A 26,315-nucleotide genomic window follows, 5' to 3' on the forward strand; every position below is an offset into this window, starting at 1 on the left:
AGCAGTCATGATCAGGAGCGTACGGCGCGGGCGAAGGCCTCCGCATCCCAGTCGCCGCCGAGCACCGGCGCCAGCCACCCCGGGGCCGCCGCGCGGAACGCCGCCGGGGCGAGCGCGCCGGCACCGGCGGGCACCGCTCCCAGCAGCGGGGCGCCCGCGACCACCGGCAGGTCCGTCACATTGCACCGCTCGGCCAGTCCGGGCCGCTGCGGCCAGCTCCCCACCACGACCCCGGCCTGGACGATCCCGCGGGCCCGCAGCGCCTCGGCGGTCAGCGCCGCCATGTTGAGCGTGCCGAGCGCGGCGGGCGCCACCACCAGGACCGGGGCGCCCAGCAGCGCCGCCGCGTCGGCGAGGGTGCCGCCGTCCGCGTCATAGCGGACCAGCAGCCCGCCGGCGCCCTCCACCAGCACCAGGTCGTACTCCTCCGCCAGCTTCCGAGCTGCCTCGGCCACCTCGGCCGGGCCCACCGGCGCCATGCCCGCCCGGCGCGCGGCCGTCTCCGGGGCCAACGGCTCCGGGAAGCGGGCCAGTTCGACCGGGGTGACGCCGGGCCCGGCCAGCCGGGCCACCTCGTCCGCGTCACCCGGCACGCCCGGCTCGACGCCGGTCTGCGCCGGCTTCAGCACCGCCACCGACCGCCCGGCCGCCCGGGCCGCCGCGGCGAGCGCCGCCGTGACCACGGTCTTGCCGATCTCGGTCCCGGTCCCGCTGACCACCATCACCGACATGGGTCCGTCCTTACTCTCTCTCAGCCCTGCCGGGCCGCCGCGCGGACCGCGCGGCAGATCCGGGCGAGGTCCTCGTCCTCCGTGACATACGGCGGCATCACATACACCAGGTCCCGGAACGGTCGCAGCCACACGCCCTCGCGCACCGCGGCCGCCGTCGCCGCCCGCATGTCCACCGGGTGGTCCAGCTGCACCACGCCGATCGCCCCGAGCACCCGCACGTCACGGACACCGGGCAGTTCGGCGGCCGGGGCCAGGCCCTCGGCGAGCCCCGTCTCGATCCGCTTGACCCGCCCGGCCCAGTCCCCGTCGAGGAGCAGGTCGATCGAGGCGCCGGCCACCGCGGCGGCCAGCGGATTGGCCATGAAGGTCGGCCCGTGCGCCAGCACCGGGACCTCGCCGCGGGAGATGCCGTCCGCCACACGTGAGGTGCACAGGGTGGCGGCCATGGTGAGGTAACCGCCGGTCAGGGCCTTGCCCAGGCACATCACATCGGGTGACACCCCCGCCTGCTCGGCGGCGAACAGGGTGCCGGTGCGGCCGAAGCCGGTGGCGATCTCGTCGAACACCAGCAGGACGCCGTACTCGTCGCAGGCCTCCCGCAGCACCCGCAGATAGGCCGGGTCGTGGAAGCGCATCCCGCCGGCGCCCTGCACCACCGGCTCCACGATCACCGCGGCCAGCTCGTCGGCGTGCCGGGCGATCGCCGCGCGCAGCCGCTCGGCGTACTCCTCCTCGTACCCCGACGGCGGGGCGTCGGCGAAGATCTGCCGGGGCAGCACCCCCGACCACAGCTGGTGCATCCCGCCGTCCGGGTCGCACACCGACATCGGCTGCCAGGTGTCACCGTGGTAGCCGCCGCGCCAGGTCAGCAGCCGCTGCTTGGCCGGGCGGCCGACCGAACGCCAGAACTGCAGGCACATCTTGACGGCGACCTCGACGGAGACGGACCCCGAGTCGCTGAGGAAGACATGCCGCAGCGGCTCGGGGGTGATCTCCACCAGCCGGGCCGCCAGCCGCACGGCGGGCTCATGGGTGAGGCCGCCGAACATCACATGGCTCATCCGCTCCGACTGCTCCCGCAGCGCCGCGTCGAGCACCGGGTGGCGGTAGCCGTGGATGGCCGACCACCAGGACGACATCCCGTCGACCAGCTCCCGCTGACCGTGCACCGGCTCGGCCAGCCGCAGCCGGACCCCGGAGGCGGAGGCCACCAGAAGGGGTTCCTCCCGGCCGGGCATCGGGCCGTAGGGGTGCCAGACATGAACCCGGTCCAGTGCCAGCAGTTCCGGGCCGGAGAGGGGAGGAGCGGGCGGCCCCGGACGCCCGGGGCGTCCGGGGGCAGCCGGCTGATCGGTCAGCGGCTCAGGCATTGGGGGCGAGGTCCGTGCCGGCGCCCCGGCGGCGTACCGCCACCAGGTCCGTACGCGCCGCTCCGGCGGGTACGGGCGCGGGGTGCGGCTCGTCCGCACCGGCGCTCGCCGCGACCGGCTCGGGCACCCCGGCCGGCTCCGGGGCGCAGACCCCGCCGCCGCCCGACGAACCGCAGCCGCCGCAGCCACTGTGCCCGGCGTCGGCACCGGTGTCAGCCGCGGGGCCGCAGCCGCCGACCGACGAACCGCAGCCGCCGGCCGCCGGGGCCTCGTCGTGCGCGGTCGAGCGGTGCCGGGGGAGCGTGGTGGTTCCGGCGCCCTCCACCTCGAAGCCGGCGTCGGCGATCATCTCCAGGTCCGCCTTGCCCGCCTGGCCCTCACTGGTGAGGTAGTCGCCGAGGAAGATGGAGTTCGCCAGGTGCAGCGCCAGCGGCTGGAGGCTGCGCAGATGCACCTCGCGGCCGCCCGCCAGCCGCACCTCCACGTCCGGGCAGACGAAGCGGACCATGGCGAGGATCCGCAGCGCGCGCTGCGGCGTCAGGTTCCACTCCTTGGCCAGCGGCGTCCCCTCGAACGGGATGAGGAAGTTCACCGGCACCGAGTCCGGGTCCAGCTCGCGCAGCGCGTACACCACGTCGACCAGGTCCTCGTCGCTCTCGCCCATACCCGCGATCAGGCCCGAGCAGGCCGACAGGCCCGCCGCGTGCGCCTTCTGCACGGTGTCCACGCGGTCCGCGTAGGTGTGCGTGGAGGTGATGGCCCCGTAGGTGCTCTCCGAGGTGTTGAGATTGTGGTTGTACGCGTCGGCGCCCGCCGACCGCAGCCGCTCGGCCTGCCCGTCCGACAGCAGCCCGAGGCAGGCGCACACCTCGACGTCCTCGTTGCCGTCCTTGATGGCCTGGATCGTCTTGGACACCCGGTCCACGTCCCGGTCGGTCGGGCCGCGCCCGCTCGCCACCAGGCACACCCGCTTCGCCCCGCCGGCGACCCCGGCGGCCGCGGCCTTGGAGGCGTCCTCCGGCTTCAGCCAGGTGTACTTGAGGATCTCCGCCTTGGAGCCGAGCCGCTGCGAACAGTAGGAGCAGTCCTCGGGGCACAGTCCCGACTTGAGGTTGACCAGGTAGTTCAGCTTCACCCGCCGGCCGAACCACTGCCGGCGCACCTTTCCGGCCGCCGCGACCACGTCCAGCAGCTCGTCGTCGGAGGTCGCCAGCACGGCGAGTGCTTCTTCGCGGGTCGGCAGCTCGCGCCGAAGCCCCTTGTCCACCAGCGTGTTCAGCAGGTCCATGGCTGTGATCCTGGCCTACGCCGCCCCACTCGGCCAAGGAGAAAGTGCACAAAGGAGCGGCCCCGCGGTGTGTGCATGGCCACACGCCGCCGCCGGTGCGGCCCGGCTAGGGTCTTGTGCACTGCCTACAAACCGGCCGTGCCTCCCGAGTGAACGGGTCCGTCCGTCCGGCGGACGGGCCGTCCCCCTCCGGCGCGTCCCCGTACCGGGTGGGGCCGCGGCCTTCCACCCGAACGGGCGGTGCCCGTCCGCCCGTACCGTCCAGGGACCGAAGATGACCGAGGCTCCGCAGCCGCCCACGCCCGCCGCCGTGCCCCGGGGGGCCACCATCTCGCCCGTCTCCTCGCCGTCACCCGTCCCGGCCCGGGGCGCGTTCGACTGGACCGAGGAGGAGGCGCGCCGGCGTGCCGGCGCCGGGCTGGTCCGGGCGGTTCGGCCGCGTCCGGCCGACTCGGACCTGCTCGACCTGGCGAGCAACGACTATCTGGGCCTCACCCGGCACCCGGCCGTGACCGCGGCCGCCGCCGAGGCGGCGCACCGCTGGGGCGCAGGCTCCACCGGCTCCCGCCTGGTGACCGGGACCACCGAGCTGCACACCGAACTGGAACGTGAGCTCGCCGACTTCTGCGGCTTCGAGGCCGCTCTGGTCTTCTCCTCCGGGTACGCGGCCAATCTGGCCGTGTTGACCGCGCTGACCGCGCCCGGCTCGCTGCTGCTGTCGGACGCCGGGAACCACGCCTCCATCGTGGACGGCTGCCGGCTCTCCCGGGCGCAGACGGAGGTGGTGGCGCACGCCGACCCGGAAGCGGTGGCCAAGGCACTGGGTCGGGAGCCGGGCCGCCGGGCGCTGCTGGTCACCGACGCGGTGTTCTCGGTGGACGGCGACGCCGCCCCGCTGGCCGCGCTCGGCCGGGTGTGCCGGGAGCACGGGGCCGCGCTGGTCGCCGACGACGCCCACGGCCTCGGGGTGCTCGGCGAGGGCGGCCGCGGGACCGCGTACGCGGCGGGTCTGGCGGGGGACCCGGATGTGGTCGCCACGCTCACCCTGTCCAAGTCGCTGGGCAGCCAGGGCGGTGCCGTCCTCGGTCCGGCCCGGGTGATCGCCCATCTGGTCAACGCCGCCCGGACCTTCATCTTCGACACCGGTCTGGCCCCCGCCGCGGCCGGGGCGGCGCTGGCCGCGCTGCGGCTGCTGCGCGCGGAGCCGGCGCTGGCAGGCCGGGCCCGTACGGTCGCCGCCGAGCTGTACGGACGGCTGACCGCGGCCGGTCTCACCGCCGCCCGGCCGGACGCCGCGGTGGTGTCGGTACGCGCCCCGTCGCCGGAGTCGGCGGTCCGCTGGGCCGCGGACTGCCGGGCCGCGGGGCTGGCCGTCGGCTGCTTCCGCCCGCCGTCGGTGCCGGACGGGATCTCCCGGCTGCGGCTCACCGCCCGGGCCGACCTGACGGCGGAGCAGATCGGCACCGCCGTCACCACGGTCCTGCGCACCGCCCCGGACGCCACGCCCCGAGAGGCCTGACGGCGGTCGGCCGACCGGAAGCGACGGCGCCGGAAAACGGCCCTGCGTAGCAGAGTTCACCGCTTTGAGCGACAGACTTGTGCGTATCTTGGGGGATCGTCCCCACCCGCTACGGCAGAGGTGGCAGTGTGGCGCGAAACACATCCAGGACCGTGCCTCCCCGCGCGTCCGGTCACGGTGGGAAAGGGACAGCCTCGCCATGGCAGACCTTCAGGAAGCATCCGTCACCTTGGCGAGCGATCCCGCCACGGTCGCCACCGCCCGCAGGTTCGCGGCGGGTGTGCTCGCCGAGTGGGGACTACCCGACGAGCACGACACCGCCGACACCGTGCGGCTGATCGTCTCCGAGCTCGCCACCAACGCCGTCCAGCACACCTTCGGCCAGTCCCCGACCTACACGCTGCGGCTCCGTCTGGAACGTGACGAGCAACTGCGCGTCGGTGTGACCGACAGCCATCCGCGCCGCCCCCAGCGGCTGCCCGCCGCGGTCCAGCAGGACAACGGCCGCGGGATGGTCATCATCCGCTGGCTGGCCAAGGAGAACGGGGGCCGGCTCTCCGTGGCGCCCACCCCGGACGGCGGCAAGACGGTGTGGGTGGCACTGCCCTGGACGGTGACCGTCCAGACCTGACGGCGACCACCGGTGGCCGGAGGCGGCGGGCGGGTCAGCGCACCCGGCCGTACTTCACCGACTTCGACCAGATCTTCTCCAGCCGCACCACCGCGCCGGACTTCGGCGAGTGCCAGATCTTGTTGCTCCCCGCGTAGATGCCCACGTGGTAGACGCTGCCACCGCGGTGGAAGAAGACCAGGTCACCCTTCTGGCGGCTGGACTTGGCGAGGTGCCGGGTCTTGTTGTACTGCTGCTGCGCGGTCCGAGGCAGCGACTTGCCCGCCTTCTTGTACGCGTAGAGCGTCAGCCCGGAGCAGTCGAAGCGGGACGGGCCCGTCGCTCCGTACGCGTAGGGGGCGCCCTTCTTGGCCGCGGCCGTCTTCAGCGCCTTGGAGGCGTGGGAGGTGGCGGCCTGGGCCTCCGGAGCGCCGCCGGGTGCCAGCAGCGGCCCGCTCACGGCGGCGAGGGTGAGTACCGAGACGGCGCCGGCCCGGGACAGCAGAGACGGGACATGAATCTGCGCGGTCATGCGCAACCCTTCGTCAGTCCGCCTGTGAAGGATGACCTGTCGGGTTCGGGCTAGACGAAGACGCCCGGCCGCTGACGCGGCTTCACCCCGAGGGCGACCGTCCCGACGAACGTCGGTGGGCCACCCGTACTGCCTGGGTCCTCCACTCCTGCCGATCCACTTCCTGTCGACCAGTCATCCGTGGCGGCGGCAGGACTCGGCGTCCGCCCGGACCGCCCCGCCGCGGTGGCGGGGGCTTGTCGTCGTCAGGGATCTTGACCCATCGACCGGCCGATTACCGAGCCCAAATGGTGTTTTGTGAGGCTACTCACGACTGGCCCGTTCAGGTCGACACGCCGGAAAAGCGTCCTGGCGAGACGACAGAAACACGCCGCCGCACCCCGGTTCACCTGCGGCGCGAGCGGGTGCGGCGAGTGCCTTCGCGGCCCCGTCCGCAACTCGCACCGCGGGGATTTCCCCCGGATGCCTGAGCCGAACGAGCGAGCGGTTTCCGGGCGCTCGGCGGCCGTCCGGGCGAGGCCCCACCGCGTCCGGCCCGTCCCGTGTCCTCCCGGTTCGTTCCCCGTCCCTCGCTCTCTATGCGGAACGGCCGTCCGGAGCCTGAGGAACCGTCACCCGGCCCGCCCGCCGCTCGCCGTCCAGCACCCGCAGGGCGCGCGCCAGCGTCTCGGTGTGCACCTCGCTCTCCCCGCGCTCATGCATCAGCGCGAGGGCGTCGCGCAGTTCCACCGCGCACCGCACCAGGGCCTGCGCGGCCCGCAGCGCGCCATAGGTGTGCGCGCACCGGGCCGGGTTGGCGCGGCCCAGCAGATCCGCCGCGGCCAGCCAGCCGTCGATGTACGCGCCCTCCGCCCGGGTCATCGCGGGCAGTGGCGCCTCCTCGGCCCGAATCGCCGCTCACCCGGCCCGACGGGTGGTCACCCGGTCCGCCAGTCCGTAGGCCACGGCCGCCTCGGCGTCCAGCACGGTGGTACGGGAGAGATCGGCGTCCACCCGGTCGCGGGACCGGCCGGTGTGGTGCGCCAGCATCCCGGCCAGCTGCTCGCGCCGGCGCAGCACCTCGTCGGCGTGCCGTTCCAGGTCGGAGGGGTGCCCGTGCAGCGGCTCGGGCAACGCGGGCTCGCGCAGCACCACCCGGGCGTGGGGCAGGATCAGCCGCTTGCCGGGGGTGCCCGCGGCCAGCAGCAGCGCGGCGGTGGTGGCCGCCTGCCCCACGCAGACGGTCGCCACCTCGCAACCGATGGCCCGCACCGTGTCGTACACGGCGGTCATGGCGTCCATCGGGCCGCCGGGGGAGTTGACGTAGAGCGACACCTCCCGGTCGGGACCGGCGTACTCCAGATACAGGAGCTGGGCGATGAGGTCCCCGGCGGCGGTGTCGTCAAGGGGGGTGCCGAGGGTGACGATCCGCCCTTCGAGGAGCGCGGAGTACGGATCGAGGGTGCGGAGGCCGTCACCGGTGCGCTCGGTGAACTCGGGCAGGACATGGCGCGCGCCGTAGGCGGACCGAGGAGCGGGCGGGGAGCCGGGCGAGGGGATGGGCTGGGGAACGGGCGAGGGGATGGGCTGCGGAACGGACGGGGGAACGGGCTGGGGGACGGACGGCGGAACGGGCGGGAGGGCGGACATGGCGGACCCCTTTCACCGGTGCTCGCGATGAGTTCTGTACAGAATGTACAGGACGTACCACGGCTTATCATGGGGGTATGGCCTACGAGATTCCGGTGACGCAAGCCCGGGCAGAGCTCGCCGAGCTGATCAACCGCGTCGTCTACGCCGGGGAGCGGGTGGTCGTCACCCGCCACGGCAAGCCGCTCGTCGCCCTGGTGTCCGCGGCGGACCTGGAGCGGCTGGAGGCCCTCGCCCGGGAAGGCGCCGACGGGGTGGAAGGGGAAGGGGAGGAGCAGGCGGTGCGCACCGTCTCGACCTTCGGTGACGCGGCTTCCGCACCCGGGGCGGGGGAGCGGGGGCGCTTCGGGATCGCCGCCGAGCACCGCCCGGGCGGCTCCCCGCCGGGGCGGTAGGGCGCGCGGTGCGCTCACCGGCGGAAACCCGGGTGACCGGGGCCCGGGTGGTCCGTATGATCATCGCCAAGGCGGGGTCGTAGCACAGAGGTAGTGCGCCGCGATGGCATCTCGGAGGACGCCGGTTCGAATCCGGTCGCCCCGCCCCCTTGCCTCCTCGTGCCCCGGGCCCGCGATCGCGGACCCGGGGCACGGTGCTGCCCGCACGGCCGCGCGCCGGTCCGGTCGTACGCGATCACGCGCCCCCGGGCCGTTCCGGTGTGTTGGCCATGGGTCGGCAAAACTCCCGTTTACCTCCCGGAAAAACTTCTGCCCGAGTTTGAAATATCTGTCGGTCACACTCTTCTGCCAGGTCAACAGAGTGTTGAAGCCGGATAGTGTCCCGCTGCGCTCGGGGCCGTCCGGGCGGGAGACTGTGAGGTGAACCGTGCAACTGACCCCGCACGAGCAGGAACGCCTGCTCATCCATGTCGCCGCGGACGTGGCCGACAGGCGCCGGGCGCGCGGTGTGCGGCTCAACCACCCCGAGGCGGTGGCGCTGATCACCGCGCACATCCTGGAGGGCGCCCGGGACGGGCGGACCGTCTCCGAACTGATGTCCTCCGGGCGGAAGGTGCTCACCCGCGACGAGGTCATGGACGGCATCCCGGAGATGATCCACGACGTCCAGGTGGAGGCCACCTTCCCGGACGGCACCAAGCTCGTCACCGTCCATGACCCGATCGTCTGACGGGCGGACAGGCCGATGATCCCCGGGGAGATCCTGTACGCGGACGAGCCGGTGCCCCTCAACGAGGGCCGCCCGGTCACCCGCCTCACCCTGCTCAACGCCGCCGACCGGCCCGTCCAGGTCGGCTCCCACTACCACTTCGCCGAGGTCAACCCGGGGCTGGAGTTCGACCGTCCGGCCGCGCGCGGTCTGCGGCTCAACATCGCCGCGGGCACCGCGGTGCGCTTCGAACCCGGCATCCCGGTGGACGTCGAACTCGTCCCGCTGGCCGGCCGGCGCGTGGTGCCCGGGCTGCGCGGCGAGACCGGAGGCGCCCTCGATGACTGACATGAACGATATGAGGGACGTGAGCGGAATGGCTGAGCAGAACTCCGTGACACCGGCCTCCCGGGCCTCCGCCGCCGTCTCCACGGTGCGGATCGCCCGCCCGGTGTACGCCGACCTGTTCGGGCCCACCACCGGCGACCGGATCCGGCTGGCCGACACCGATCTGCTGGTGGAGATCGAGGAGGACCGCTGCGGCGGGCCCGGGCGCTCCGGCGACGAGGCGGTGTTCGGCGGCGGCAAGGTGATCCGGGAGTCCATGGGGCAGGCCCGGACCACCCGGGCCGAGGGCGCCCCGGACACCGTGATCACCGGTGCCGTGGTCATCGACCACTGGGGGATCGTCAAGGCCGACATCGGCATCCGGGACGGCCGGATCACCGGTATCGGCAAGGCCGGCAACCCCGACACCATGGACGGCGTCCACCCGGAGCTGGTCATCGGCCCGGAGACCGAGATCATCGCCGGCAACGGGAAGATCGTCACCGCCGGGGCCATCGACACCCATATCCACTTCATCTCGCCCACCGTGGTGGAGCAGGCGCTCACCTCGGGCATCACCACCCTGGTCGGCGGCGGCACCGGGCCGGCCGAGGGCACCAAGGCCACCACCGTCACCCCCGGGCCCTGGCACCTGGCGCGGATGTTCGCCGCGCTGGAGGCCTACCCGGTCAACATCGGGCTGCTGGGCAAGGGCAACACCGTCTCGGCCGAGGCCATGCACTCCCAACTGCGCGGCGGCGCCCTCGGGTTCAAGATCCATGAGGACTGGGGGGCCACCCCGGCGGTGATCGACGCCTGTCTGCGGGTCTGCGAGGAGACCGGGGCGCAGCTGGCCATCCACACCGACACCCTCAACGAGGCCGGGTTCGTCGGCGACACCCTCGCCGCCATCGCGGGCCGCACCATCCACGCGTACCACACCGAGGGCGCCGGCGGCGGGCACGCGCCGGACATCATCACGGTGGTCTCCGAGCCGTACGTGCTGCCCAGCTCCACCAACCCGACCCGGCCGCACACCGTCAACACCCTCGAAGAGCACCTCGACATGCTGATGGTGTGCCACCACCTCAATCCGGCCGTCCCGGAGGACCTGGCCTTCGCCGAGTCCCGGATCCGGCCCTCCACCATCGCCGCCGAGGACGTGCTGCACGACCTGGGCGCCATCTCCATCATCTCCTCGGACTCCCAGGCGATGGGCCGGGTCGGCGAGGTCGTCCTGCGCACCTGGCAGACCGCCCATGTGATGAAGCGCCGCCGCGGCGCGCTGCCCGGGGACGGGCGGGCCGACAACCACCGGGTGCGCCGCTATGTCGCCAAGTACACGATCAACCCGGCGGTCGCCCAGGGCCTGGACCACCAGGTGGGCTCGGTCGAGCCGGGCAAGCTCGCCGACCTGGTCGTCTGGGACCCGGCCTTCTTCGGGGTGAAGCCGCAGACCGTGATCAAGGGCGGGCAGATCGCCTACGCGCAGATGGGTGACGCCAACGCCTCCATTCCGACGCCCCAACCGGTGCTGCCCCGGCCCATGTTCGGCGCCGTCGGCGCCGCCCCGGCCGGCAACTCGGTCAACTTCACCAGTGAGGCGGCGATCGCCGACGGGCTGCCCGAACGGCTCGGTCTCGGCAAGCAGTTCACCCCCATCCGCTCCACCCGCGCGGTCACCAAGGCGGACATGCGGGAGAACGACGCGCTGCCCCGGGTGGAGGTCGATCCCGACACCTTCACGGTGACCATCGACGGCGACCCCGTCGATCCGGCACCGGCGGCCGAACTGCCCATGGCCCAGCGCTACTTCCTCTTCTGAGTGCCGGGCCCGGAGATGACTCGTTCCGCACTGCTGGTGCTCGCCGACGGACGGTTCCCCGCCGGCGGGCACGCCCACTCCGGCGGCGCCGAGGCGGCCGTCGCCGCGGGCCGGATCCGCGACGCCGCCACCCTGGAGGCGTTCTGCCGGGGCCGGCTGCACACCACCGGGCTGACCTCCGCCGCGCTGGCCGCCGCCGCGGCGCACGGCCACGACCCGGCCAAGCTCGACGAGGCCGCCGACGCCCGCACCCCCTCGCCCGCCCTGCGGGCCGCCGCCCGCAGACTGGGCCGGCAGCTGATGCGGGCCGCGCGCGCCGCCTGGCCCGGACCCGAACTCGACGCCCTGGCGCAGGCGTTCCCCAAGGGCGCCCACCAGCCGGTGGTGCTGGGCACCGCCGCCCGGTCCGCCGGGCTGGCACCGCTGGACGCCGGGTACGCCGTCGCCTACGAGACGGTCGGCGGGCCCGCCACGGCGGTGGTGCGGCTGCTCGGCCTGGACCCGTTCCAGGCGACCGCGGTGCTCGCCCGGCTGGCCCCCGAGATGGACGCGGTGGCCGAGCGGGCCGCCGCGGCCGCCCGGGGCCCGGTGGACGAGCTGCCGGCCGCCTCCGCCCCGCTGCTGGACATCACCGCCGAGGCGCACGCCGGCTGGCCGGTCCGCCTCTTCGCCTCCTGAGCCGCAGCCTTCACCTCATTCACCCGCAAGGAGAGATCCGTATGCATCTGCACCACTCCCCTGACGCACCCGCCGCCGTCAGCGCCGACGCCCACCGCCCCGACGGCAGCCGCCGGGCGCTGCGGATCGGGCTCGGCGGCCCGGTCGGCTCGGGGAAGACCGCCACCGTCGCCGCCCTCTGCCGCGAACTGCGCGACAAGCTCTCGCTGGCGGTCGTGACCAACGACATCTACACCCGTGAGGACGCCGAGTTCCTGCTGCGCAACGCGGTGCTGCCGCCCGAGCGGATCCAGGCCGTGGAGACCGGCGCCTGCCCGCACACCGCCATCCGCGACGACATCTCCGCCAACCTGGAGGCGGTCGAGGAGCTGGAGGACACCGTCGGCCCGCTCGACCTGATCCTGGTGGAGTCCGGCGGCGACAACCTCACCGCCACCTTCTCCAAGGGGCTGGTGGACGCGCAGATCTTCGTCATCGACGTGGCCGGCGGGGACGACATCCCGCGCAAGGGCGGGCCCGGGGTGACCACGGCCGACCTGCTCATCGTCAACAAGACCGACCTCGCCCCGTACGTCGGCTCCGACCTGGAGCGGATGGCCCGGGACGCCAAGGAGCAGCGCGGCGACCTGCCGGTGCTCTTCACCTCGCTCACCGGTCCGCAGGGGGTGGCGCCGGTCGCCGACTGGGTGCGCGGGCAGCTCGCCGCGTGGACCGGATGAGCGCCCCTGCCGCCGGACCGCAGGCGCCGACCGGGGTACGGGCCACGGCCCGGATCGCGGCCGCCGCGGACGGCTCGCTGCCGCTGCTGGCCGGCGACGGCCCGCTGGCGCTGCGGCGCACCCGCGCCACCCGGGCGGGCAGCCGGGTGACCGTGGTGGGGGCGATGACCGCCCCGCTCGGCGGCGACCGGCTGGCCATCGAGACGGAGGTACGCGCCGGGGCCCGGCTCACCGTGGACTCGGCCGCCGCGACCGTCGCCCTGCCCGGCCGCGACCCGGCCGCCGAGGCCCACTACGAGGTCCGGCTACGGGTCGGGGAGGGCGCGGAACTGCGCTGGCTGCCCGAGCAGCTGGTGTGTGCCCGGGGCTCGCGGCTGCGGATGCGCACCCGGGTCGAGCTGGCGCCCACCGCCCGGCTGGTGCTGCGCGAGGAGCAGGTGCTGGGCCGGTACGGCGAGCAGCCCGGCACCCTCGCCACCCGCCTCACCGCCCACCGGGCCGGACGCCCCCTGCTGGACCAGGAACTGCACTTCGGTCCGGGGGCGCCGGGCGGATGGGACGGCGGGGCGGTGCTGGCGGGGCACCGGGCCGTGGGGCAACTTCTCGTGGTGGACCGGTGCTTCGGCACCGATCCGGTCGAGCCGCGGATGCTGGGGGAGACCGCCTGTCTCGTCCCGCTGGCCGGGCCCGGGGTCCTGGTCACCGCCGTCGCCCCGGACGCCCTGCTGCTGCGGCGCACCCTGGACGCGGCGCTGGAAGCGCTGGAGCGCCGGTCAGCCGCCGACGTACCAGCTCATGCCGCCGTTCGATGAGGCGATCGCGACGAGCACGATGAACAGGACGACGTCGATGATGCCGAGCACGATCGACGCCTTGGCCATCCCGCTGCCGCCCTTGCCGGCCTTGGCCTGGCGGAGGCCCACCGCGCCGAAGATGATCGCCAGCGGCCCGAGGATGATGTTGGCGAAGAAGATACCGACGATGCCGCAGACGAGACCGGCGATGGCGAGTCCGTTCGTAGCGGAGCGCGCCTGCCCGTGGGTGCCGCTGGTGCCGTAACCGGCCATGTGAACTCTCCCAGTCCGAGGGGAACTTGTGAGAGCCCGTGTTGCCGGATGTGACGGGGTCATGCCTGCCGTAAGGAAGTTCCGCGAAAATGGCAAGGGCGGCATCCGGCCGGGTGACCGGAATGTGCCCTTCCGGACCGCGGGCCTCCCGCCTCGGCCCCCGGAGCCCTGACCCCGGGCCCCGGACTCCAGACCGGGACCCGGCTCGGCGAGCGCCGTGGCCGGGACCGGGGCGTGGCCGGGACTATGGCCGGGGGCCTCCGGGGCGGCCGCCCCCGGCTCAGCGGTGCTCGTGGCCGGGGCCGGAAAGCCGCCGGTGCGGTCGGTGGGGCCGCTGCCGTTCGACGGCCTCGGCGGCCCGCTGCTTGACCACGCCCGCGTACTCGTCCACGTACTCCTGGCCGGAGAGGGCCAGGATCCGGTACATGATCTCGTCGGTCACCGCCCGCAGCACCGCCTTGTCGCCCTCCATCCCGGCGTAGCGGGAGAAGTCCAGCGGCTCGCCGAACCGGATGGCCACCCGCCGGATCTTCGGCAGCCGGCGGCCCGGCGGCTGGATCTCGAAGGTGCCGACCATGGCGCAGGGCACCACCGGCACCCCGGCCGTCAGCGCCATCACCGCCACGCCCACCTTGCCCTTGTAGAGCCGCCCGTCATGCGAGCGGGTGCCCTCCGGGTAGATGCCCAGCAGCTCGTCTTGCGCCAGCACCCCCAGGCCCTCCCGGATCGCCGCCTTCCCGGCCTCCTTGCCGGACCGGTCGACCGGGATCTGCCCGGCGCTGCGGAAGAACGCGGCGGTCAGCCGTCCCTTGATCCCGGACCCGGTGAAATACTCCCGCTTGGCCAGGAAGGTGATCCGGCGGGAGAGGATGGCCGGCATCAGGAAGTGGTCCGAGAAGGACAGATGGTTGCCGGCGACGATCGCCGCGCCGCTTCCGGGGACATGCTCCAGTCCCTCGATCCGGGGCCGGAACAGCAGCCGCAGCAGCGGCCCGAGCAGTACGTGCTTCAGCAACTGGTAGAACACGGGCGGCTCCTCGCTCTGCCGGGCGGGCGACCGGGTCGCGGTCGCACACTCCGGCGTTCGACGCCTCGGGGCGGGGGAGCGGGGCGCGCACGGGTCCCGCCGCGCGCGGCCGCCTCGGCGGCCCGCTGCCGCCACCTCCGCTCGATCACGGGAACGGGCTCACGAGCCGTCCCCTGGGATTGCCGATTCCCCGGCGAGCCTGCGTCCAGTCTGCTCCCCGCGCACCGGCCCGTCCATCCGCCCGCGCCCGCGCGCCCCGCCCGGCGGGAAACGCGCGGTGGTCAGCCGGCCGGCCGCACCGCAAGCGCCCGGCCCGGCCGGCCCGCCTCCCTCTCGCTCCGGGCATCCACCACCGCCACGGACCCGTATCTACCGCCGCATGCACCCCACCGACCCCGATTTCGCCCAATACTGCATCAAGGTCTGTTATGCAAGTGCTTGTTGCGGCATCCTATGCGGCTGCGCAAGAGTTGCCCCACGGAAATCCTCCCGGTGGCCGGACGAGCACGGCCGGGGCTCCATCGCGGTGGTGGAGAGGGCGACAGGAGCGGCTCACCAGCATGTACGAGGACGAGCGGGGCGCCCCGGCCGGCGAGATGGAGGGCCGGGCCTTCGTCGTACGGGTGCCGGCCGAAGCCGACCACGAACGCGCGCCCGAGCTGGAGGCGGCGCTCGGCGGGGCTCTGGAGCAGCCGGCCGAGCGCACCGTCGTGGACCTGTCGGGCACCGACTTCGCCGACTCGACCCTGCTCCATGTGCTGCTCGCCGCCCAGCGCGCGCACCGCGGCCGGGGGCGGCCGATGGTGGTGGCCGGGCCCTTCGGCCGCAGCGTGCACCGGCTCTTCGAGGTCACCGGTACGGCCGGGTTCTTCGACCTGGCCGAGACCGCCGGCGCCGCCACGGGCACCGGCGGGCCACGCGACCCCGGACCCCGCCGGGCCCGCCCCTAGGCCTCCGGGTCGCGGTCGGAGCCCGGCCAGAGGTACGGCAGGTCGTCCGGCACCCCGGGGAACCGCTCCCCGTAGAACGCCGGGTCCTTGCGCAGCAGTTGGGAGCGGTGGCTGCGGTGGAAGGACGGCAGCCCGAGCCACGGCGGCAGCTCGCCGGCCTCCGCCAGCCGGTCCTGGTCCCGTACGCCCCGGTCGGCCGCTGCCTCCTCCCGCCACTCGGCGAAGCCGTCCCGCAGCATCGCCGCGCAGGTGTCCGCCCGCCCGGCCGCCGTCCACACCGCGCACACCTCCAGGCCGTAGCGCACCAGCGCCTCCTCGTACCCCCGCCACATCCGCACCGCCGGATGGCGGCGCCAGCCGTACCCGGGCACGGTCAGCCCCCGGAACACCTGCACCGCCTCCACGCGCTGCTTGCCCAGCCGCCGCGGATCCAGCGCCTCGGCCGACTCGGTGAACCCCGGAAAGGGGAGAAAGGTCTGCATAAGCCCCATCCCTACCCCGCCCGCCACCGGAACCCCGTACGGGTGCGGCCGGGTGCGTGCGGCCAACGGGGGCACAAGCAGGGCATGACCACTCCCAAGACCAGCGTCCTGGTGCTCGACTGCGCCGAGCCCGAGGACCTCGCCGACTTCTACGCCAAGCTGCTGGACGCCACCGTGCACCGCGGCACCGATCCGGACTTCGTCGAGGTCGTCGGGCAGGACGGCAACCGCATCGCCGTCCGCCGCGACCACGGCTACGCCCCGCCGAGCTGGCCCCGCCCCGACGACTCCCAACAGGCCCATCTGCACATCCTGGTGGCCGAGAAGGACATGGACGAGGCGGAGCGCGAGGCGGTGAGCCTGGGCGCGCGCCCCATCGAGACCCGGGGCAACTCCGGCCCGCGCGATGTGCGCACCTACTCCGACCCGGCCGGCCACTCCTTCGTCCTGGCCGCCCGGGAGGGCCGCAGCGGGGAGTGACGGACCCTCGGGAGGACCGGTGCGGCCGCCCGCGGGGATGCCAGGGCGGGGTGAAGCACCAGGTGACGGGCGTTTCCGCGGTGGCGGAGGCGCCCGTCGGTCGTTCCCCCGGCGGCTCCTCGGCCGGCCCGGCGTCCGGGGCCGCGTGTGTGAACGGAAGGTTACTCATGCGTTCCGCACGGTCGGTTGCTGACGTGTGTGACTGTTGGCCCGCCTCCGCCGGATGACATCGTCTTACTTGTCAGCACGACGGCGCGAACGGGCCCCGGCCCTAAGGCGCCGGAGTGCGGCAGCCGGACCGTGCGCCTACCGCCGACCGAGGGAGTGGATGGATGTGATCAAGGGATACGCCGCCTTCTGCGACGCGGACCGTCACTTCTACGACGCTCCCCACCGGCTCGCCACCGACCCGGCCGCCACCGGCACTCCGGGTGCCGAGGCCACCGCCGCGGACCGCCGCGGCGCCCAGTACGAGGCGGCGCTCGCCCCGGTCCCCGAGGGCTGGCAGCGCCACCGCAGCGGGGACTGGCTGGCACTGCGCCCGGTCGACTGCGCGCTCCCCGCCCAGGGCTGGAAGATCCATGTCTCGGCCTGCCTCGGCAACGCCGAGTCGATCCTGGCCCGGGTCGCCGGCTACTGCCAGGAGCGCCGCATCGCCTACAAGTTCGTGCCCAGCCGCTACCTGCTGCACAACCGCAACGCCAAGTACGCCGACCGGGCCGCCAGCGGCAAGTTCATCACCGTCTACCCGGCCGACGACGACAGCTGCGGGCGGATCGCCGACGACCTCGCCGCGCTGCTGGACGGCGAGCCCGGCCCGTACATCCTCAGCGACCTGCGCTGGGGCGCCGGCCCGGTGCACGTCCGCTACGGCAGCTTCACCCGCCGCCACTGCTACGACGACCAGGGCGAACTGCGCCCCGCCGTCCAGCGCCCCGACGGGCGGCTCGTCCCCGACCTGCGCGGCCCCGTCTTCCAGATACCCGACTGGGTCCAGCCGCCGGCCTTCCTCGCCCCGCACCTCGACGCCCGCACCGCGGTCACCGTCACCGAACTGCCGTACACCGTCGAGAGCGCCCTGCACTTCTCCAACGGCGGCGGGGTGTACGTCGGCCGGGACCGGGCCACCGGGGAGAAGGTCGTCCTCAAGGAGGCCCGGCCGCACGCCGGGCTGGCCGCCGACGGCGCAGACGCGGTCGCCCGGCTGCGCCGCGAACAGACCGCGCTGGAGCGGCTGTCCGGGCTGGGCTGCACCCCCGAGGTGCGCGGCACCTTCACCGTGGGCGAGCACCACTTCCTGGCGATGGAGTTCCTGGAGGGCAAGCCCCTCAACACCTTCTTCGCCCGGCGCCATCCGCTCATCGAGGCCGACCCGAGCCCCGAGACGCTCGCCGAGTACACCGAATGGGCCCTGCGCATCTACCGGTTGGTGGAGGACGCGGTGCACGCGGTGCACGCCCGGGGGGTCGTCTTCAACGACCTGCACCTGTTCAACATCATGGTCGCCGAGGACGAGCAGTCCGTCTCGCTCCTGGACTTCGAGGCCGCCGCCCATATCGACGAGGGCCGCCGGCAGACCGTCGCCAACCCCGGCTTCGTCGCCCCCGCCGACCGGCGCGGCTTCGACGTGGACCGCTACGCCCTGGCCTGCCTCCGGCTCGCCCTCTTCCTGCCGCTGACCAGCCTGCTGCCGCTGGACCTGGGCAAGGCCCGGCACCTGGCCGAGATCGCCGCCGAGCAGTTCCCGGTGGACCGCGCCTTCCTGGACGAGGCGGTCGCCGAGATCACCCGCGGGGCACCCGACCGCACGGACGGACCGTATCTGCCCGTCCAACCGGGCGACTGGCCGCGCAGCCGCGACTCGATGGTCCGGGCCGTGCTCGCCTCCGCCACACCCGAACGCGAGGACCGGTTCTTCCCCGGCGACATCGCCCAGTTCGCCGCCGCCGGGGGAGGGTTGAGCTTCGGCTACGGCACCGCCGGCATCCTCTACGCACTCGCCGAGACCGGCGCGCCCCCGCACCTGGACGCCGAGGAGTGGCTGCTGCGCCGCACCAAGGAGCCGGAGTCCGGCACCCCGGTCGGCTTCTACGACGGACTGGCCGGCGTCGCCTGGACGCTGGACCGCCTCGGCCACCCCGAACAGGCCCTGGAACTGGCCGAGTCGGCCCAGGCCCGGCCCTGGCAGGACATCGCACCCGACCTGCACAGCGGCCTGGCCGGCCTCGGCCTCGCCCTCGACTCCCTGGCCGCCTCCACCGGCACCCCGGCCCTGCACGACGCCGCCCTGCGCTGCGCCGAACTGGTCGCCGCCGCCGTCCCCGGCATCAACCGCGCCGGACTGCTGTACGGAGCCTCCGGCCCGGCCCTGCTCTTCCTCCGGCTGTACGAGCGCACCGGCGACCCCGCCCTGCTCGACCGGGCCGCCGACGCCCTGCGGCGCGACCTCGCCCGCTGCGTCACCAGCGCCTCGGGAACCCTCCAGGTGGACGAGGGCTGGCGGACCATGCCGTACCTCGGCGCCGGCAGCGTCGGCATCGGCATGGTGCTGGACGACTACCTCGCCCACCGCGAGGACCCCGACTTCGAGCGGGCCCGCGGCGAGATCGTGCAGGCCGCCCAGGCCACCTTCTACGCCCAGCCCGGGCTGTTCCGCGGCGCGGCCGGCATGGTGCTCCACCTCAGCCGGACCACCGCGCCCGGCCCCGGCACCGCCCCCGAGGACGTCCGGCGCCAGATCGACGCCCTCGCCCGGCACGCCGTGCCCTACCGAGGCGAACTGGCCTTCCCCGGCGAGCAGATGATGCGGCTCTCCATGGACCTCGCCACCGGCACCGCCGGCTGCCTGCTCGCCCTCGGCAGCGCCGCCTCCTCCGGAGACGTGCACCTGCCGTTCCTCCCGCCGCCCCAGCGGCGCCCACAGACCGGTCCCCGCCAGGGATCGTGAAAAAAGCACCACCAGCACCACCAACGCACACTGTCCCCATGATCGAAAGGAAAAGACGATGACGCTTCTCGACCTGCAGTCGATGGAGACCCCCAAGGACGAGGCCACCGGCGACGTCGCCACCGGCAGCCGCGCCAGCCTGCTGCTCTGCGGTGACAGCAGCCTCTCCGTCACCACCTGTAACTGACGCTCCGGCCGGCCGCGCGGTGCCGACACCGTGCGGCCGGTCCCGGACACCGATCCCGGGCGGCCCTCGCGGCCGCCCGGGTTCTCCGGTCGGCCGCCTCCGCCTGCGGCCGGCGCGGCGGCCCGTACCGCGCCCGGCTCACCGGGCCGGCACGGGCCGTATCCGCGTCCCGGGCCCCACCACCAGGAGGACACCGCCGCGATGACCACTGCGCCGGCCAAGGGCGCCGACCCGGCCCCCGGTGGCGACCCAGTCCCGGCCGCCGACTCCGCGGCCGCCGGCGACCGCGAGCTGCGCGGCGCGCTGCGCCACAGCGGCGGCCGCAGCGCGGTCATCCTGCTCTGCTCCCTCGCCTCCGCCGCGGCCTCCCTCGCCGAGCCCGCCGTGCTCGGCCGCAGCCTGGACCTGCTGCTGAGCCGCGACCCGGACGCCACCCGGTGGGTCGCGCTCTGCGCCGCGCTCATCGTGGCCGAGGTGCTCCTCGACGCGGCCACCGCCCTGCTCAACGGCACCGTGGGCGCCCGCTCCACCGCCTGGCTGCGGACCCGGGCGCTCGGCCGGCTGCTCGGCGCCGACCCGGGCCGCGCCACCGCCCGCTTCGCCCCCGGCGACCTGGCCACCCGGCTGACCGCCAACGCCACCGAGGCCGGCACCGTCCCGGCCGCCGCCGCGGGCGCGCTCGCCGCCGTACTCCCGCCGCTCGGCGCCCTGGTGGCCCTGGTGCTGATCGACCCCTGGACCGCCGCCGCCTTCCTGCTCGGCGTCCCCCTGCTGGTCCTGCTGCTCCGGGCGTTCGCACGCTCCTCCTCGGCGGCGGTGGGCCGCTACCAGCACGTCCAGGCGGCCATCGCGGACCGGCTCGCCGAGGTGCTGGACGGCGCCTCCACCGTGGCCGCCGCCGGCACCGCCGGGCGCGAACGGCGCCGCATCCTCGCCGACCTGCCCCGGCTCGGCGCCGAGGGCCGGGCCATGTGGCTGGTCTACGGACGGGCCGTCGCCCGCAGCGGGGTGCTGATGCCGCTGCTGGTCTGCCTGGTCCTGGCCGTCGGCGGCGTCCGGCTGGCCGCCGGGCACCTGGGCGTCGGCGAACTGGTCGCCGCCTCCCGGTACGCCGCGCTGGCCGCCGGGATCGGCGCGGTGGCCGCCGTCCTCGCCACCCTGGTCCGGGGCCGCGCCGCCGCCCGCCGCACCGCCGGGCCCGCCACCCTGCCCCCGGTCGCCCACGGCCCGCTGACCCTGCCCGCCGACGGGCCCGGCACCCTGGAGCTGCGCGGGGTCGCCGTGGTCCGGGACGGCCACCGGGTCCTGGTCGCCCTCACCCTCACCGTGCCCGGCGGGGCCACCGCGGCGGTCGTCGGCCGCTCCGGCTCCGGCAAGTCGCTGCTCGCCGCGGTCGCCGGCCGGCTGACCGACCCCGACGAGGGCCGGGTGCTGCTCGACGGGGTGCCCCTGGACCGGCTCACCGAGGGGGAGTTGCGCCGCGAGGTCGGCCACGCCTTCGCCCGGCCCGCGCTCTTCGGCCCCACCGTCGCCGACGCCATCGCCTTCGGCGCCGAGCGGCCCGATCCGGAGGCGGTACGGGCCGCCGCCCGCGCGGCCGGTGCCGACGGCTTCGTCCAGCGGCTCCCGTACGGCTACGACACCCTCCTCGCCGACGCCCCGCTCTCCGGCGGCGAACGCCAACGACTGGGCCTGGCCCGGGCGTTCGCCCACGCCGGGCGGCTGCTGGTGCTGGACGACGCCATGTCGGGCCTGGACACCGTCACCCAGCGGGAGGTGGAGCGCGCACTCGCCCGCGAGGTCCGCCCCGGCACCCGCCTGGTCATCGCCCACCGGCTCTCCACCGCGATCGGCGCCGACCTGGTGGTCTGGCTGGACGGCGGCCGGATCCGCGCCACCGGACCGCACCGGCAGCTCTGGCGGGACCCCGACTACCGGGCCGTCTTCACCGGAGCCGACCAGGAGACCCAGGGGCAGGCCCGATGACCGCGTCCGGTGAGCGGGGCGCCCTCGGCCGGGTGCTGCCCGAGGGCCGCCGCTTCCTGCGCGGACGCCGCCGGGTGCTGCTCGCGCTCTCCGGCTGGTCCCTGCTGGAGGCCGCGCAGACCTTCCTCGGCGGCTACGGCGTCGCCCGGGCGCTCGACGACGGCTTCCTGGCCGGCCGTACCGGCACCGGACTGCTCTGGCTCACGGTAGCCGCGGCCGCCGTACTGCTCGGCGGGCTCGCCGTCCGCGGGGTCTTCACCGGGCTCGCCGGACTGGTCGAACCGCTCCGGGACGGACTGGTGCGCCGCGCGGTGGACCAGGCACTCGGCGCGGCCCTCGCCGACCCGGCGCGCGCCGGCGCGACCGCCGCGGTGTCCCGGCTCACCCACCAGACCGAGATCGCCCGGGACAGCTTCGCCGGACTGGTGCTGACCGCCCGCTCGTTCGTCTTCACCACGGCCGGCGCGCTGCTCGGCATGGCCTCGCTGGCGCCCGCGCTGCTGCTGGTCGTGGTGCCGCCGCTGCTGGCCGGGCTGGTGCTGTTCGCCGCCACCTTCCCGCCGATGGCCGCCGCCCAGCGGGCCTATCTGGACGCCGACGAGGCGCTGTCCGCGCGGGTCGGGGCGATCGGCGCGGGGCTGCGCGATGTGGCGGCGAGCGGCGCCGGGGCGCGGGTGGCCGCCGACACCGGAGGGCTGATCGCCGCCGAGGCCCGGCTCTCCCGGGCGCTGGCCCGCTGGGCGGCGGTACGGGCACTGGCACTGGGTGCCGCGGGCCGGCTGCCGGTGGTGGCGCTGCTGCTGGCCACGCCCTGGCTGCTGGACGGCGGGATGACCGCGGGCGCGCTGCTGGGCGCGCTCACCTATCTGGTGCAGGCGCTGCTGCCCGCGCTGCACGAGCTGATGACCGCCTTCGGCACCGCGGGCACCCGGCTGCTGGTCGTCCTGGACCGCTTCACCCACCGCCCCGACGACCCCGCCCCCGCCCCGGCGACGGCCCCCGCCCCCGTACCCGTACCGCCGTCCCCGCCCACTGCCGCACCGGCCCCGGTACCGCCCCGCCCCGCTGCGGTCTCCGCGCCCGACACCGCACCGGCCCCTCTCCCCGTACCGCCGCCCTCGGCCTCGGCCCCCGCCCCCGTACCGCCGCCCCCCGGGACGGCCGGCCGGGTGCCCGCCGCCGAGCTGCGCGGGGTCACCTTCGCGTACGGGCCGGGGGCCCGCCCCGTACTGGCCGGGCTGGACCTTCGGGTGGCGCAGGGCGAGCACCTGGCGGTCGTCGGACCGAGCGGCATCGGCAAGTCCACCCTCACCGCGCTGCTCGCCGGGACGCTCGCCCCCGACCGGGGCACCGTACGGGTCGCCGGCGTCCCGGCCGGGGCGGACGGACCGGCGCACCCGGAGTCGCGCCGCGCGCTGCTGCCCCAGCAGGCGTACGTCTTCACCGGCACCGTGCGCGACAACCTCCGCTACCTCCGGCCCGAGGCGAGCGCCGCCGAGGTCGCCGAGGCCGTCCGGGCCCTGGACCTCGGTGAGCTGGTCCGGCGGCTCGGCGGGCTGGACGCCGTCCTCGACCCGCGCCGCCTCTCCGCGGGCGAGCGCCAGCGACTGGCCCTGGGCCGCGCCCACCTCTCCCCGGCCCCGCTGCTGCTGCTGGACGAGGCCACCTGCCATCTCGATCCGGACACCGAGGAGCGGGCCGAGCGGGCGCTCGCCGCCCGCCCCGGCACCCTGGTGGTGGTCGCCCACCGCATCAGCTCCGCCGTACGGGCCGACCGGGTCCTGGTCCTGGACGGCGACCGGGCCCGGTGCGCCCCGCACCGCGAACTCCTCGGCCGCTCGGAGCTGTACCGCGACCTGGTCGGCCGCTGGGGGCCCGAGGACCCGCCGGCGCCGCACCGCCCCCGGGGCGCGTCCACCGCTGCGGAGCGCCCCCGGGACCCGGAGGTCACACCCAGCCGGCGCCCTGGGTGATCCTTATGGCGTCGATGCGGTTGCGCGCTCCCACCTTCCGCGTCGCCGACGCCATGTAGTTGCGCACCGTCCCGTTGGACAGATGCAGCCCGCGCGCTATCTCCGCTATGGACTCGCCCTCGGCGGCCCGCGCCAGCACGCTCAGCTCCCGCGCGGTCAGCGGCATCCGGGAGGCCTCCAGAAAGCCGAAAGCGAGCGATTCGTCCACGAACCGCTCGCCCGCCGCCACCTTGGTGATGCCTCTGACCAGCCGCTGCGGGGAGCCGTGCTTGTCCACGAAGCCCAGCGCCCTGGCCTCGAAGGCTCTTCGCAGCGCCCCCGGCCGTCCCGCCGACGCCAGCACCAGCAGCCCGGCGCGGGGCACCGGACACGCCTCGCCGTCTCTTTCCCCGCCCTCCAGGAGGGCCGCGGTACCCGGACAGTCCAGGTCCACCACACAGACGTCCGGCCGTAACGCGCCGACGTACCGCCGGGCCGACCGCCAGCCGGCCGAGCTCACCTCGAACGAGCCCTCCGTCTTCAGCAGCGCCGCCAGCGCGGAGCGCATCAGGCTGACGCTGTGCAGCACGAGCACCCTCGTCATGGCCATCCCCTCCCGGTCGTCAACCCGGCGCGTGATCACTCCGGGCATCCGTATGGTCACCCATGCGACTGCCCAGGGTGGCCGGAACGGAACCTCCCCCCGCTGTGTATCGCGGCATGTGTCGGTAGCACCTATGCGACCCCTGCGCCCTACGTGCACCCACCGCGCCCGCGTGTGCCGCGCGCAACTGCCGCGTACATGCGCCGGGAGCTGGTAAGAGCGTTCCCGCGGGTCCGCACGCCGTCCATACGCCGTCCGTGGGATATGCCGGGGCGGGCCGGTGGGCCGTACGCGGGACGCTCCGGCGCGCCACGCCCGCACCGGCGCGACCGGGGGTACCGCTGTTCCTGCCGGCCCACCCCCGGCTGCCCGGCCCCCGCACCCCACCGGGCGGGCCGGGTCTCGCGACAGACTCCCGGGAGTACGAGATGACCCTCCGTGCCATCGCCGGCGCCGCCGCCGCGGCCGCCCTGCTCACCTGTGCCGCGGCCCTTCCCGCGCACGCCGGCACCGACCCCGTAGACCTTTCGGCCGAGCCCCAGGCCACCGCGCCGACCGCCCCCGAGGGGCTGTTCCTCACCGTCTCCGGCTCGGGCGACAGCTGGATCCGCGGCGTACGGCTGAGCTGCGCACCGGTGCCCTCGGGCCCGCACCCCGAGGCCAAGGCCGCCTGCGCCGCCCTGGACACCGCGCGCGGCAACCTCGACAGGCTGAGCGGCGAGGAGCGCCCCTGCACCAAGCGGTTCGACCCGGTCACCGTCCGCGCGGCGGGGGAGTGGCGCGGACTGCCCGTGGACTGGCGGAAGTCTTACGGCAACGCCTGCCAGATGCAGACCGCCACCGGGGCGCTCTTCCGCTTCTGATCACACCCCACCGGTCCGGTGGCGGAAACCCCGCGCCCGTCACCGGACCGCACCGGCCACCAGACAGCCGTCAGGCGTCCCGGATGGCCGCCACCCCGATCGTCACCAGGCCCAGCACCACCCAGCCGAACCACAGCCAGCCGTTGCTGCCGAGCGCCACCGTGTACGCCGTCGTGAGCACCAGCACCCCGACGGTCAGCACGCTCATCGTCTTCGTGGAACCGGACATACGGGCTCTCCTCCCGGCCGCGACCACTCCTCCATGGTCACCCGGACGGCCGCTTGCGCGCCACCGTCCGGGACAGCCGGATTCCGCCGTTCCGCACAGCCGCTCCCGGTCGGCTACCGCCCGCGCGACTGGGTCCGCAGCGAGGCCAGATAGGCGTTGTACGCCGCCAGCTCCTTGTCGCCGTCCCGGTCGGCCGCCCGGTCCTTGCGCACCGCCTGGCGCTGCTCGGAGCGGTACCACTGGTACACCAGCGCGATCAGCACCAGCACCGAGGGGATCTCACTGAACGCCCAGGCGATCCCGCCCGCCGCGTTCTGGTCGGTCAGGGCGTCGATGCCGAGGGAGGCCGGCGGGTTGCGGTAGACCTCCACCATCGGCTCGCTCGCCATCATCAGCGCGATGCCGAAGAAGGCGTGGAACGGCATCCCGGCGAACAGCTCCAGCATCCGCATCACATAACCCGGCCGGTGCGGGCCCGGGTCCACGCCCATGATCGGCCAGAAGAACACCAGCCCCACCGCCAGGAAGTGCACCATCATCCCGACATGGCCCGGCTTGGAGCCCATCAGGAAGTCGAACAGCGGGGTGAAGTACAGCGCGTACAGGCTGGCGATGAACAGCGGGATGGTGAACGCCGGGTGGGTGACGATCCGCAGATAGCGGCTGTGCAGCAGCGCCAGCAGCAGCTCCCGGGGCCCCTTGGCGCCGCGCCGGGAGGCCACCGGCAGCGCCCGCAGCGCCAGGGTGACCGGGGCGCCCAGCAGCAGCAGGATCGGCGACAGCATGCTGATCACCATGTGCTGCACCATGTGCACGCTGAACATGGCCATGCCGTAGTCGTTCAGCCCGGTGCAGGTCACCAGCGCCACGCTCAGCACACCCGCGGCGAAGGCCGCCGTGCGGCCGATCGGCCAGGCGTCCCCCCGCCGCCCCAGCCGCGCCACGCCCCAGCCGTACAGGGCGAGCGCCAGCAGGCAGCCGACCAGGAAGAAGGTGTCCGGTGAGTAGGCGAGGCCCCGCTCCAGCGTGAACGGCGGCAGGTCCATGGTCATGCCGTGCCCGCTGTGATCCATCCGCCGGCTCCTGGTTCGTACTGGTATGTCCGCTACATCCGGTTGGCCACCGTTGGCCACCGGACGTCTGCTTGCCGCACCAGACTAGAACCGCCCCCGGACGCGGCTGCGACCGGGGGCGGGTCCCTGGGGA

General features: G+C 74.7%; 28 protein-coding genes and 1 tRNA gene. 17 read left to right on the top strand and 12 right to left on the bottom strand.

What is annotated here, in order from left to right; translation table 11 throughout:
• Nucleotides 1-11: 11 nt before the first annotated feature.
• From bioD to bioB, 3 genes are read right to left on the bottom strand one after another with little or no spacing between them, the layout of a single operon-like run.
• Nucleotides 12-731, bottom strand: coding sequence for a dethiobiotin synthase (gene bioD, locus M1O15_RS14430; RefSeq protein WP_248634208.1), 720 nt, complete (start codon nucleotides 729-731; stop codon nucleotides 12-14).
• A gap of 20 nt (nucleotides 732-751) precedes the next feature.
• Nucleotides 752-2,104, bottom strand: a complete 1,353-nt coding sequence (locus M1O15_RS14435) for an adenosylmethionine--8-amino-7-oxononanoate transaminase (RefSeq protein WP_372499467.1) — start codon at nucleotides 2,102-2,104, stop codon at nucleotides 752-754.
• Entirely contained in the window at nucleotides 2,097-3,392 is a 1,296-nt protein-coding gene (bioB, locus tag M1O15_RS14440) for a biotin synthase BioB (RefSeq protein WP_248634209.1), read from the bottom strand. Before bioB ends, M1O15_RS14435 begins: the two co-directional genes overlap by 8 nt.
• A 274-nt stretch (nucleotides 3,393-3,666) precedes the next feature.
• Here bioB and M1O15_RS14445 point away from each other — a divergent pair, with 274 nt between their 5' ends.
• Together M1O15_RS14445 and M1O15_RS14450 are read left to right on the top strand one after the other, a co-directional pair.
• Nucleotides 3,667-4,911: an 8-amino-7-oxononanoate synthase gene (locus M1O15_RS14445; RefSeq protein ID WP_248634210.1), complete on the top strand. Its 1,245-nt coding sequence runs from the start codon at nucleotides 3,667-3,669 to the stop codon at nucleotides 4,909-4,911.
• A 199-nt stretch (nucleotides 4,912-5,110) separates the two neighbouring features.
• A complete protein-coding gene (locus M1O15_RS14450) occupies nucleotides 5,111-5,542 on the top strand; it encodes an ATP-binding protein (RefSeq protein ID WP_248634211.1) in 432 nt (143 codons plus the stop codon).
• Nucleotides 5,543-5,576: 34 nt separating this feature from the next.
• Here M1O15_RS14450 and M1O15_RS14455 read toward each other — a convergent pair whose 3' ends face one another.
• The 3 genes from M1O15_RS14455 to M1O15_RS14465 all read right to left on the bottom strand — a co-directional run bounded on the left by M1O15_RS14455 (nucleotide 5,577) and on the right by M1O15_RS14465 (nucleotide 7,682).
• Nucleotides 5,577-6,053, bottom strand: a complete 477-nt coding sequence (locus tag M1O15_RS14455; protein WP_248634212.1) for a C40 family peptidase — start codon at nucleotides 6,051-6,053, stop codon at nucleotides 5,577-5,579.
• Between the two features lie 576 nt (nucleotides 6,054-6,629).
• The gene (locus M1O15_RS14460; RefSeq protein WP_248634213.1) at nucleotides 6,630-6,914 is read right to left on the bottom strand and encodes a hypothetical protein; all 285 of its coding nucleotides are present in this window, start codon (nucleotides 6,912-6,914) and stop codon (nucleotides 6,630-6,632) included.
• Between the two features lie 36 nt (nucleotides 6,915-6,950).
• On the bottom strand, nucleotides 6,951-7,682 hold the full coding sequence (locus M1O15_RS14465; RefSeq protein ID WP_248634214.1) for an ATP-dependent Clp protease proteolytic subunit: 732 nt from the start codon (nucleotides 7,680-7,682) through the stop codon (nucleotides 6,951-6,953).
• 77 nt (nucleotides 7,683-7,759) lie between these two features.
• On the opposite strand from M1O15_RS14465, the gene M1O15_RS14470 reads away from it, so the two are divergent.
• The 8 genes from M1O15_RS14470 (at nucleotide 7,760) to M1O15_RS14505 (ending at nucleotide 13,147) form a co-directional block, all read left to right on the top strand.
• Nucleotides 7,760-8,077, top strand: a complete 318-nt coding sequence (locus tag M1O15_RS14470; RefSeq protein ID WP_248634215.1) for a type II toxin-antitoxin system Phd/YefM family antitoxin — start codon at nucleotides 7,760-7,762, stop codon at nucleotides 8,075-8,077.
• A gap of 71 nt (nucleotides 8,078-8,148) precedes the next feature.
• Nucleotides 8,149-8,223: transfer RNA gene (locus M1O15_RS14475), tRNA-Ala, on the top strand.
• Between the two features lie 281 nt (nucleotides 8,224-8,504).
• Nucleotides 8,505-8,807 carry an urease subunit gamma gene (locus M1O15_RS14480; RefSeq protein ID WP_248634216.1) on the top strand — a complete coding sequence of 101 codons (303 nt, stop codon included), beginning with the start codon at nucleotides 8,505-8,507 and terminating at the stop codon, nucleotides 8,805-8,807.
• 15 nt (nucleotides 8,808-8,822) lie between these two features.
• A complete protein-coding gene (locus M1O15_RS14485) occupies nucleotides 8,823-9,134 on the top strand; it encodes an urease subunit beta (RefSeq protein WP_248634217.1) in 312 nt (103 codons plus the stop codon).
• Between the two features lie 28 nt (nucleotides 9,135-9,162).
• Entirely contained in the window at nucleotides 9,163-10,938 is a 1,776-nt protein-coding gene (locus M1O15_RS14490; protein ID WP_248634218.1) for an urease subunit alpha, read from the top strand.
• Nucleotides 10,939-10,953: 15 nt separating this feature from the next.
• Nucleotides 10,954-11,616 (top strand): urease accessory protein UreF, encoded by a 663-nt coding sequence (locus M1O15_RS14495; protein WP_248634219.1) that lies wholly within the window; start codon nucleotides 10,954-10,956, stop codon nucleotides 11,614-11,616.
• A gap of 41 nt (nucleotides 11,617-11,657) precedes the next feature.
• Nucleotides 11,658-12,335 (top strand): urease accessory protein UreG, encoded by a 678-nt coding sequence (gene ureG, locus M1O15_RS14500; RefSeq protein ID WP_248634220.1) that lies wholly within the window; start codon nucleotides 11,658-11,660, stop codon nucleotides 12,333-12,335.
• The gene (locus M1O15_RS14505; RefSeq protein WP_248634221.1) at nucleotides 12,332-13,147 is read left to right on the top strand and encodes an urease accessory protein UreD; all 816 of its coding nucleotides are present in this window, start codon (nucleotides 12,332-12,334) and stop codon (nucleotides 13,145-13,147) included. Before ureG ends, M1O15_RS14505 begins: the two co-directional genes overlap by 4 nt.
• Here the strand turns inward: M1O15_RS14505 and M1O15_RS14510 are convergent.
• A complete protein-coding gene (locus M1O15_RS14510; protein WP_248634222.1) occupies nucleotides 13,109-13,402 on the bottom strand; it encodes a DUF4190 domain-containing protein in 294 nt (97 codons plus the stop codon). The genes M1O15_RS14505 and M1O15_RS14510 overlap by 39 nt on opposite strands.
• 280 nt (nucleotides 13,403-13,682) lie before the next feature.
• Entirely contained in the window at nucleotides 13,683-14,429 is a 747-nt protein-coding gene (locus M1O15_RS14515) for a lysophospholipid acyltransferase family protein (protein ID WP_248634223.1), read from the bottom strand.
• A 560-nt stretch (nucleotides 14,430-14,989) separates the two neighbouring features.
• On the opposite strand from M1O15_RS14515, the gene M1O15_RS14520 reads away from it, so the two are divergent.
• Nucleotides 14,990-15,379, top strand: a complete 390-nt coding sequence (locus M1O15_RS14520; RefSeq protein WP_248634224.1) for an STAS domain-containing protein — start codon at nucleotides 14,990-14,992, stop codon at nucleotides 15,377-15,379.
• Here the strand turns inward: M1O15_RS14520 and M1O15_RS14525 are convergent.
• Nucleotides 15,376-15,861 (bottom strand): MSMEG_6728 family protein, encoded by a 486-nt coding sequence (locus tag M1O15_RS14525; RefSeq protein WP_248634225.1) that lies wholly within the window; start codon nucleotides 15,859-15,861, stop codon nucleotides 15,376-15,378. The two genes, M1O15_RS14520 and M1O15_RS14525, sit on opposite strands and share 4 nt — an antisense overlap.
• A gap of 84 nt (nucleotides 15,862-15,945) precedes the next feature.
• Here M1O15_RS14525 and M1O15_RS14530 point away from each other — a divergent pair, with 84 nt between their 5' ends.
• The 5 genes from M1O15_RS14530 to M1O15_RS14550 all read left to right on the top strand — a co-directional run bounded on the left by M1O15_RS14530 (nucleotide 15,946) and on the right by M1O15_RS14550 (nucleotide 23,434).
• Nucleotides 15,946-16,341, top strand: a complete 396-nt coding sequence (locus M1O15_RS14530) for a VOC family protein (RefSeq protein WP_248634226.1) — start codon at nucleotides 15,946-15,948, stop codon at nucleotides 16,339-16,341.
• Between the two features lie 334 nt (nucleotides 16,342-16,675).
• Nucleotides 16,676-19,288: a class III lanthionine synthetase LanKC gene (gene lanKC / locus M1O15_RS14535; protein ID WP_248634274.1), complete on the top strand. Its 2,613-nt coding sequence runs from the start codon at nucleotides 16,676-16,678 to the stop codon at nucleotides 19,286-19,288.
• Between the two features lie 58 nt (nucleotides 19,289-19,346).
• A complete protein-coding gene (locus M1O15_RS14540) occupies nucleotides 19,347-19,475 on the top strand; it encodes a SapB/AmfS family lanthipeptide (RefSeq protein ID WP_248634227.1) in 129 nt (42 codons plus the stop codon).
• 201 nt (nucleotides 19,476-19,676) lie between these two features.
• Nucleotides 19,677-21,461: an ATP-binding cassette domain-containing protein gene (locus M1O15_RS14545; RefSeq protein WP_248634228.1), complete on the top strand. Its 1,785-nt coding sequence runs from the start codon at nucleotides 19,677-19,679 to the stop codon at nucleotides 21,459-21,461.
• The gene (locus M1O15_RS14550; RefSeq protein WP_248634229.1) at nucleotides 21,458-23,434 is read left to right on the top strand and encodes an ATP-binding cassette domain-containing protein; all 1,977 of its coding nucleotides are present in this window, start codon (nucleotides 21,458-21,460) and stop codon (nucleotides 23,432-23,434) included. The genes M1O15_RS14545 and M1O15_RS14550 overlap by 4 nt, the downstream gene beginning before the upstream one ends.
• On the opposite strand, the gene M1O15_RS14555 is transcribed toward M1O15_RS14550, so the two are convergent.
• Nucleotides 23,409-24,017 carry a response regulator transcription factor gene (locus M1O15_RS14555; protein ID WP_282576735.1) on the bottom strand — a complete coding sequence of 203 codons (609 nt, stop codon included), beginning with the start codon at nucleotides 24,015-24,017 and terminating at the stop codon, nucleotides 23,409-23,411. The two genes, M1O15_RS14550 and M1O15_RS14555, sit on opposite strands and share 26 nt — an antisense overlap.
• Nucleotides 24,018-24,445: 428 nt before the next feature.
• On the opposite strand from M1O15_RS14555, the gene M1O15_RS14560 reads away from it, so the two are divergent.
• Nucleotides 24,446-24,880: an SSI family serine proteinase inhibitor gene (locus M1O15_RS14560; protein ID WP_248634231.1), complete on the top strand. Its 435-nt coding sequence runs from the start codon at nucleotides 24,446-24,448 to the stop codon at nucleotides 24,878-24,880.
• Nucleotides 24,881-24,950: 70 nt separating this feature from the next.
• Here M1O15_RS14560 and M1O15_RS14565 read toward each other — a convergent pair whose 3' ends face one another.
• Both M1O15_RS14565 and M1O15_RS14570 read right to left on the bottom strand, forming a co-directional pair.
• The gene (locus M1O15_RS14565) at nucleotides 24,951-25,109 is read right to left on the bottom strand and encodes a hypothetical protein (protein WP_248634232.1); all 159 of its coding nucleotides are present in this window, start codon (nucleotides 25,107-25,109) and stop codon (nucleotides 24,951-24,953) included.
• 113 nt (nucleotides 25,110-25,222) lie between these two features.
• Nucleotides 25,223-26,182: a cytochrome c oxidase assembly protein gene (locus tag M1O15_RS14570; protein ID WP_248634233.1), complete on the bottom strand. Its 960-nt coding sequence runs from the start codon at nucleotides 26,180-26,182 to the stop codon at nucleotides 25,223-25,225.
• Nucleotides 26,183-26,315: the final 133 nt, after the last annotated feature.

The sequence above is a fragment of the Streptomyces lichenis genome (assembly GCF_023218175.1).
GTDB lineage: Bacteria > Actinomycetota > Actinomycetes > Streptomycetales > Streptomycetaceae > Streptomyces > Streptomyces lichenis.